Raw genomic sequence first — 8,177 nt, 5'->3', positions numbered from 1 at the left:
AGCTGTAGTCGCTGGTCGGATTGCGCAGTGTCACAAGGTCCTTGAGGAACGACACCTGCATGGTCGCGTCGTCGATCAGCATCCCCCGGTGCCAGCCGAAGCCGGACTGGCGTTCCAGAAACAGGGCGTTGAGGGGCGCATCCTCCGGGTGGCCGGCGTTGTGTTCCTCGATCGCTATGGCGAGAGCGAGATTTGACGGTCCGAAGCCGATTCCCAGCACATCGTGGACGACGTCGGAATCGTCGAGCGGTGATTTCACCGTGGCATCGCCTCCCATCAGGCAGCCACATGCTAAGTAAGGTTAGCCTTACCTGGCAACGGAGTCCGGTGGAGTCACCGGGTCCACGGCGGGTTCCACCGGCTCCGGAGCGTCGTCGTGGTGCCGGCCCAGGGGGATGACCAGGGGAGTTCCGCTGACCGGATCCGTGATGACCCGGCAGCGCAGCGCGAAGACGTGCTCGACGATCTCCTCGGTCACCACCTGCGCCGGAGCGCCCTCCGCGACGATCCGGCCCGCCTTCATGGCGATGACGTGATCGGCGTAGCGGCACGCCTGGTTGAGGTCGTGCAGCACCATCACCACGGTCCGGCCCTCACGCCGGTTGAGGTCCGTGACGAGATCGAGTACGTCGACCTGGTGGGCCAGGTCCAGATAGGTGGTCGGCTCGTCGAGGAGCAGCACCGGCGTGCCCTGGGCCACGGCCATCGCGATCCACGCCCGTTGCCGCTGGCCGCCGGAGAGTTCGTCGACCGGCCGGTCCGCGAGGTCGGTCAGACCGGTCGCCGCGAGCGCCCCGTGCACCGCCCGCTGGTCCGCCTCGGACCACTGGCGCCACCACGTCTGGTGCGGCGCACGCCCGCGGCCGACCAGGTCACCGACGGTCAGACCCTCGGGCGCCACCGGAGTCTGGGGCAGGATGCCCACCTTCCGGGCCAGTTCGCGGGTCGGTATCGAGCGCAGCGCGGCACCGTCGAGCTCCACCACGCCCTTGTGGGGCGCGAGGAGGCGCGCGAGGGCGCGCAACAGGGTCGACTTGCCACAGGCGTTGGCGCCGACGATCGCCGTCACGCGCCCGGTCGGTACCGTCAGCTCCAGATCCTCGACGACGGTCCGGCCGTCGTACGCCAGATGCAGGTCCCGGGCCCGCAGCTCGGGACCGGGTGCGGCACTGCCGTCGGCGGAGGCGACACCCTGGCCGGGCACCGTGGTGCGGGAGTCGGTGGACGCCATGCGATCAGCCTCCTGAGCCCGCGCGGTTGACGCGGATGAGCAACCAGAGCAGGACGGGCGCGCCGAGCGCGCCGGTGACGATTCCGACCGGCAGTTCGGTCCCGGGGACCGCCTCGCGGGCGAGGAGATCGGCGCCCAGGACGGCGAACGCGCCGGTGAGACCGGAGACCAGGGGCGGCGGCGAGGCGGTGCCCGCGAGGCGCAGCGCGATCTGGGGTGCGGCCAGCGCCACGAAGGCGACCGGTCCGGCCGCAGCCGTGCCGAAGGCGACGAGCCCGACTCCGGCCAGCATCAAGGTGAGCCGGACCTTCTGGACCGGGGTGCCGAGGCCCGCTGCCACGTCGTCGCCGAGTTGCAGGGTGCGCATCCAGCGCCCCATGCCGAGGGTGATCGGCAGCAGCACGGCCATCGCGAGGGCGAGCGTGGTGACCTGGTCCCAGGTGCGGCCGTTGAGGTTGCCCACCAGCCAGCCGACGGCCTCCTGCGCCTGGAACTGACTGCCGCGTGCCACCAGGAAGTCGGTGGCGCTGGTGCAGATCCAGGACACGCCGATGCCGACCAGGATGATCCGGTAGCCGGTGGCGCCGCCCTTCCACGCCAGCGCGTACACGACGATCGCGGTGGCGAGGGCGCCGAGCAGACCGAGCGTCTGCAGCCCGAGTCCGCCGGTCCAGCCGAGGACCAGCCCGGCCACGACGGCCGTACCGGCTCCCTCGGTGAGCCCGATCATGTCCGGGCCGGCCAGCGGATTGCGGGTCATCGTCTGGAACACCGCGCCGGAGACGCCGAACGCGATCCCGACCAGCAGCCCGGTCAGGGCCCGCGGCAGACGCAGATCCTGGACGACCGTCAGCGTGCCGGGGTCGCCCGAGCCGGTGAGCGCGCGCAGTACGTCAGGGAAGGACACGGGATAGTCGCCGAGGGTGAGTCCCCAGCAGAACAGCAGGAAGGCGCCCACGGCCAGGAGCATGCCGGTCAACAGCAGCCGGGGACGCAGCACACCGGAGATCGGCGGAGTGCTGAGCCGGAACGGCCGGGCGCCGCCGCGCGGGACGGGGGCCGGCGCGGCGGCGGGGGATGGTGCGACGGCAGGAGATGGTGCCGACGGAGGCGATGCGGACACGGGCTCAGACCTCCGCGAGCTTCCGGCGGCGTACCAGGGCGATGAAGAAGGGGCCGCCGATGAAGGCGACGAGCACGCCGGCCTGGATCTCGGTGGGACGCGCGGCCATCCGCCCGATGATGTCGGCGGTGAGCAGCAGAACGGGCGCGAGCGCCGCGGAGACGGGCAGCAGCCAGCGCTGATCGGGGCCGATCCCGGCGTACTGGGCGAGCACCCGCGCGATGTGCGGGACCACCAGACCGAGGAAGACCACCGGGCCGATCACGGCGACCGACGCACCGGTGAGCAGCATGACCGCCGTGACGCCCTGCAGCCGTACGAGCCCGAGCCGGCGGCCCAGCGAGGCGGCCACGTCGTCGCCCAGGGCGAGGCTGTTGAGGGCGGGCGCGCAGGCCATGGCCAGTACGGCGCCGACGGCGAGGAACGGCAGGATGCGTTGGAGGTCTCCGGCGTCCAGGTCGGCGAGCGAACCCGCCGACCAGAACCGGTAGCGGTTGAGCGCGTCCGGGTCGGTCAGCACCACCGCGCTGGTGAACGACGACAGCAGGGACGTGACGGCGACACCGGCCAGCGCCAGCTTGACCGGAGTGGCCCCGGAGCGGCCCAACTGCCCCAGCAGATAGACCACTACGCTCGCCGCGAGCGCCCCGCCGAACGCGAACCACACGTATCCGTACAGCGACGTGACCCCGAAAACGGCCACGGACACGACGATCGCGAAGGACGCTCCGGCGCTGACGCCGAGGATGCCGGGATCCGCGAGCGGGTTGCGGGTCAGGGCCTGCATCAGCGCCCCCGACATCCCCAGGGCCGCTCCGGTCGTCAACGCGAGCAGGGTGCGCGGGATGCGGACCGACCAGATCACGTTGTCGACGAGCCTGCTGGGCGGGTGCCCGAGCACGGCCCGCACGACGTCGCCCGGCGGAATGCTCAGCGCGCCCAGCGCCAGGGACAGCAGCGACAGAGCGGCCACCAGGGCCACGAGGGAGCCCACCAGCACCGCGGTGCGTGCCTTCTTCCCCGCCCTCGTCGCTGCCTTATGCCCTGACTTCGTTCCTGGGGTCACCGAACCGTCTCCACGTCATCGCCCGTTGTCCGCCGCCCAGTTGAGGGCAGCTGCCTTGTTCAGGACGCCGGCTGCCCGACCTTAGTCGCGGGCTTCCCGTCCACCGCCGCCGCCAACTGCGGCACGAGCCGGTCCAGCACGTACGGAATGCTCAACACCGTGGACAGGGACACCGCGTTGCCGTAGTCGCTGGTCTCCTTGACGAACACCTCGCGCCCCTGCTTCACGACGTTCAGATCGCCGTACACCTTGTTGCCGTGCAGCTTGGTGACCGCGGTCGTCAGATCCGGCACGATCCACACGGCCACGTCCTGATCGAGCAGGTCCATGCGCTCGCTGCTGATGTTCGCGCCGAACCGGTCCCCGATCAGCTTGTCCAGGTCCTTCGGCAGCGAGAAACCGAGGTCGGACAGCAGCCGGGAACGCGGGTCCTGGCTGCCGTAGACGAAGGTGCCCTCGTACGGCGTCGCCATGACCGCGGTCGCTCCCGCGAAGCCGGGGTTGGCCTTCTTGGCGGCGGCGAACTTGTCCTCGACCCCCGTCACCAGCGTCCTGGCCTCGTCGGCCTTGCCGAGCGCCTTGCCGATCTCCTCGGTCTGCTGCTGCCAGGGGATGCCGTAGTCGTTGAACTCCTTGGGCTGCGCCACCACCGGGGCGAACTTCGACAGGCTCTCGTACTGGTCCTTCGTCAAGGCCGAGTACAGGGCGAGGACGAGGTCCGGCTTGAGCGCGGCGATCTTCTCCACCTGCGGACCGGTGCCGTCGTCCGTGAGCAGCGTGGGCGCCGTCGAACCGCCGAGCTTGTTCTGCGCCCAGGGGCCGACGGCCCCCTTGTAGTCACCGAGCCACTGCGTGGTCCCGACCGGCACTTTGCCCAGGGCGAGCACCGTGTCCTGGTCGGTGAGACCCACGGTGACGATCCGCTTCGGCTCGGACTCGATCGTCGTACTGCCGTACTTGTGCTGGAGGGTGACCGGGTACGCACCCGCCGACGCGCCGGAACCGGCCGCGTCGGCGGAACCGGCGGAATCCGAGTCGCCGGAGCCGCAGGCGACCGCGCCGGCGATGAGCAGGATGACTGAGGTGAGCAGTCCGGTCAGCCGGACGGCGGTTCTCGGGCGGGCCATCGATTGATCCTTCTGTTCGGTATGAGGAGGACGTGCGCTGGGGTGTCAGTGGCCGGTCGCGGGGCTCCCGTGGGAGCGGTGGTCGGACCAGGCACGCCACAGGGCCGCGTACGGCCCTTCTGCGGCGAGGAGTTCGTCGTGCGTGCCGTCCTCCACGACCCGCCCCTCCCGCAGGACGACCACGCGGTCGGCGGAGGCGGCCTGACTCAGGCGATGGGCCACGACGAGCGCGGTCCGCCCGTCGAGGACGCGCAGCGCGGCCTGTTCCAGGTGCCGCGCGCCCGAACTGCCCGCCTCGGCCGTGGCCTCGTCGAGCACGGCCACCGGTGGATCCGCCAACAGCAGCCGCGCCAGGGCGAGTTGCTGAGCCCGGTCGGCGGTCAGCCGGTGGCCGCCGTCTCCAACGACCGTGGCCAGCCGCTCGGGCAGGGCGTCGACCCAGTCGAGGGCGCCGACCGTCGCCAGCGCCTCGCGCAGTTCGTCGTCGCCGGCGTCGGGTCGGGCCAGCCGCAGGTCCTCCGCGAGCGGTCCGGCGAAGACGTGCACCTCCTGGGTGACCAGGGCGACCGAGCGGCCGGCCTCGTCGGGTTCGGTGCCGCCGACGTCGACCCGGCCCGCCGTGGGCCGGTGCAGACCGGCCACCAGCTTGGCCAGGGTCGTCTTGCCCGCCCCCGACGCGCCGACGAGGGCGACCCGCTCACCGGGTCGGACGGTCAGGTCGACCTCGTGCAGCACGGGGCGGCCGGGGACGTACGCGTGCGAGACGCCGTCCAGCGTGACGGCGGCGGCCTGCCGCGGGCCGGGCACCCGCGGGGGCGGGATCGGCGTCGAGGGCTCGTCGACCACACCGACCAGGCGCGCGAGACCGGCGGTCGCCGACTGGGCGTCGTCCAGCAGCACCAGCGCCGTGTTGACCGGGCCGAACAGGCTGTGGAAATAGAGTGCCGCCGCTGTGGCGGTGCCGAGGGACACGGAGTCCGCGCGCACGAGCACGAAGCCCGTCGCCAGCACGGCGGCCAGGCCGATGTACTCGGCGATGTGCAGCCGGCCGTAGAAGCGCAGCACCAGCCCCACGCCTCGCATCGTCAACTCGACGGTGTCCCGCGACCGTTCGGTGACCCGGCGGGTGTGCTCGGCCTGCGTCCCGTAGGCCCGCACGGTCGCCGAACCTCCGATGGTGTCGAGGAGTTGCTGCTGCTGAGCGCCGGTGGCGATCCGCTCACGCGCGTACAGCGGGACGGCGTGGCGCACGTACCAGCGGGCCGTGTACGCCTGCACGGGCACCGCCAGCAGCGCGGCCAGCAGGAACCGCCAGTCCAGCACGGCGAGCGCCACCAGTGTCAGCGCGATCGAGAGGACCGAACGGGCCAGCTCCGGCAGGGCGTTGCGCACCGCCTCGGCGACCCGGGACACGTCCCGGGTGACCCGGGCGTTGAGGTCGCCGGACCCCGCCCGTTCCACCCGCTCCAGAGGCAGCGACAGCGCGCGTTCCACGAACCGCTCGCGCAGCCGGGCGAGCACCGTCTCGCCGAGCCGGGACACCAGCGACATGCCGAGCGCCGTTGTCGCGCCCTGCACCACCGCGACGGCGGCCAACGCGACGGCCGGGAACGTGAGGGCGTCGGCGGCGCGATGCTGTGTGACCACGTCGACGACGCGGCCCAGCAGGGGCTGGGTGAGCAGTCCGACGGCGGTGGCCAGCGCCATGAGTCCGAACGCGGCCACGGCCAACACCCGGTGGGGGCGCACCAGTTCGCGTACGGCCGCCCTGGTACGGGTGGGCGTGGCGGTGGGGAGCAGCGCGCGGTCGCTGCCGGGGGAGTGGTCGCCGCTCGCCTTCGGCGCGTCGATGGTGGTCGCGTCGGAGGTCATGTCAGCACCGCTGTCCGGTAGATGTCGTCGCTCCGCACGAGCTCCGCGTGCGTGCCCTGCGCGCCGACCCGGCCGCGGTCGAGGAGGATCACCCCGTCGGTCACGGCCAGCAGCGTCGGACTGTTGGTCACCAGCACCGTGGTGCGACCCTGCCGGAAGTCCCGGATGCCCTCGGCGATCCGTGCCTCGGTGACCGCGTCGACGGCGGTGGTCGGGTCGTGCACCACGAGCGTGGGCCGCCCGGCCCGCAACGCCCGCGCGAGCAGCACGCGTTGACGCTGGCCGCCCGAGAGGGACCGCCCGCCCTCACCGATGTCGGTGGCCTCGCCGTAGGGAAGCGACCGGGCGACCTCGTCGGCGCGGGAGGCGGCCATCGCCCGCAGCGTCTCGGCGTCCAGGGCCGGGTCGGGAGAAGTCGTCGAGGCGGAGTCCGCATCTGTCGCCGGGGCGATGCCCGAAGTCGTCGCCGAGAGGGCGATGTTGGCCCCGAGCGTGCCCTCGAACAGGGCCGCGTCATGGGCGGCGACCAGTACGGCACGGCGAAGTTCCTCCGGGGCGAGGCCGCTCAGCGCCACACCGTCGAGCTCCACCCGCCCGGCCTCGGGGTCGGCCTCCCGTCCCAGACAGCGCAGCAGCGCCCGGGCGTCGGCCGGGTCGGTCACCGCGATTCCGGTCAACTGCCCGGCGGGCAGGTCGAGATCGAGGCCGTCGAGGCCGTCGAGCCGTACGCCCCGCAGGCGCAGGGCGCCGCGCAGCGGGCTCGGCAGCGGCGCGTCCCCGCCGACGACCGCCGGCTCGGCGGTGAACACCGCGGCGATCCGGGCCGCGGAGGCCCGGCCCTGGGCGAGTTCGGTGTTGACCCAGGCGAACACCTGCAGCGGACCGAGCAGGAACAGCGCGAGCCCCACGGCGGAGACGAGTTGGCCGAGCGTCAACGAGCCGTCGAGCGCGAGGCGTCCGCCCACGAGCGCGATCAACGCGATGAAGCCGCCGGTGAGAGCGAGGACGAGACCGGTCTGCCAGGACTCCGCGCGCGCGGCCCGCAGCGTGGCGACAAGGGAGGCGCGACTGGTACGGCGATACCGCGCGACGGCCGCCTCCTGCGCGCCGATCCCCTTCAACACCCGCAGCCCGGCGACCAGATCGGCGGCCACCCCGGAGGCATGCGCGGCCTTCTCCTGCTCCGTCTCGCTGCGCCGTTCCAGCGGCTTGCTCAGCAGATGCCCGCACCACAGCAGAGCGGGCGCCCCGAGCAGGACGATCAGCCCGAGCGGCACCGACATCACCAGCAGTGCGACCGCGCTCACGGTGATGCCGACAGTCGCCCAGACCCCGCTCATCACCGCCATGCTCACCGCGCCGACGCGCTTGGCGTCCTCCGTGGCCACATTGGCGAGCTCACCGGGGAGCCGATCGGTCTCCGCACCGCCCCGTGGATCGAGCACCCGGCGCAACAACGCGATCCGCAGCTCGTGTGCGGTCTCCTGGGCGACCCGTTCGCCGATACCGGCGCCGAGCCGGAAGCTCCACGACAACACCACGTACACGACGGCGAGGACGCCGAGCCAGAGCGCGAGCAGACCGCCGTCCTGCCGGGCCACGGCCTGGTCCACGACGACGCCGATGAGAACCGGCACGAGCGCCTCGCCCACCTGATGGAACGCCCCGAGCCCACAGGCGAGACCCAACCGGCGCCGCTGCCCCCCGATCGACCGCCGCAGCACATCCCGCCCCGACAAAACCGCTCCCCCCACCAGG

7 protein-coding genes are annotated in these 8,177 nt (G+C 72.4%); all 7 read right to left on the bottom strand.

The features are described 5' to 3' along the window. On the bottom strand, positions 1-277 hold a 277-nt coding region (locus ACWDR3_RS36515; RefSeq protein ID WP_450356863.1), incomplete at its 3' end, for a SidA/IucD/PvdA family monooxygenase. A 30-nt stretch (positions 278-307) separates the two neighbouring features. Continuing rightward, positions 308-1,231 carry an ABC transporter ATP-binding protein gene (locus tag ACWDR3_RS36510; protein ID WP_450356862.1) on the bottom strand — a complete coding sequence of 308 codons (924 nt, stop codon included), beginning with the start codon at positions 1,229-1,231 and terminating at the stop codon, positions 308-310. 4 nt (positions 1,232-1,235) lie between these two features. Then, positions 1,236-2,354, bottom strand: a complete 1,119-nt coding sequence (locus ACWDR3_RS36505) for a FecCD family ABC transporter permease (RefSeq protein WP_450356861.1) — start codon at positions 2,352-2,354, stop codon at positions 1,236-1,238. Between the two features lie 4 nt (positions 2,355-2,358). Continuing rightward, positions 2,359-3,354: a FecCD family ABC transporter permease gene (locus ACWDR3_RS36500; RefSeq protein ID WP_450356866.1), complete on the bottom strand. Its 996-nt coding sequence runs from the start codon at positions 3,352-3,354 to the stop codon at positions 2,359-2,361. Positions 3,355-3,479: 125 nt separating this feature from the next. Continuing rightward, positions 3,480-4,547, bottom strand: a complete 1,068-nt coding sequence (locus ACWDR3_RS36495; protein ID WP_450356860.1) for an iron-siderophore ABC transporter substrate-binding protein — start codon at positions 4,545-4,547, stop codon at positions 3,480-3,482. Between the two features lie 45 nt (positions 4,548-4,592). Then, positions 4,593-6,419 carry an ABC transporter ATP-binding protein gene (locus ACWDR3_RS36490; protein ID WP_450356859.1) on the bottom strand — a complete coding sequence of 609 codons (1,827 nt, stop codon included), beginning with the start codon at positions 6,417-6,419 and terminating at the stop codon, positions 4,593-4,595. After that, positions 6,416-8,173 (bottom strand): ABC transporter ATP-binding protein, encoded by a 1,758-nt coding sequence (locus tag ACWDR3_RS36485; RefSeq protein ID WP_450356858.1) that lies wholly within the window; start codon positions 8,171-8,173, stop codon positions 6,416-6,418. Before ACWDR3_RS36485 ends, ACWDR3_RS36490 begins: the two co-directional genes overlap by 4 nt. Positions 8,174-8,177 lie beyond the last annotated feature (4 nt).

The organism is Streptomyces sp. NPDC001002 (genome assembly GCF_053599215.1).
This window is presented reverse-complemented; position numbering and strand designations above follow the sequence as displayed.

Bases quoted from the DNA above. Each gene is read 5' to 3' on its own strand.
- ACWDR3_RS36490 (WP_450356859.1), bottom strand. From the start codon at position 6,419: ATGACCTCCGACGCGACCACCATCGACGCGCCGAAGGCGAGCGGCGAC.
- ACWDR3_RS36510 (WP_450356862.1), bottom strand. From the start codon at position 1,231: ATGGCGTCCACCGACTCCCGCACCACGGTGCCCGGCCAGGGTGTCGCC.
- ACWDR3_RS36495 (WP_450356860.1), bottom strand. From the start codon at position 4,547: ATGGCCCGCCCGAGAACCGCCGTCCGGCTGACCGGACTGCTCACCTCA.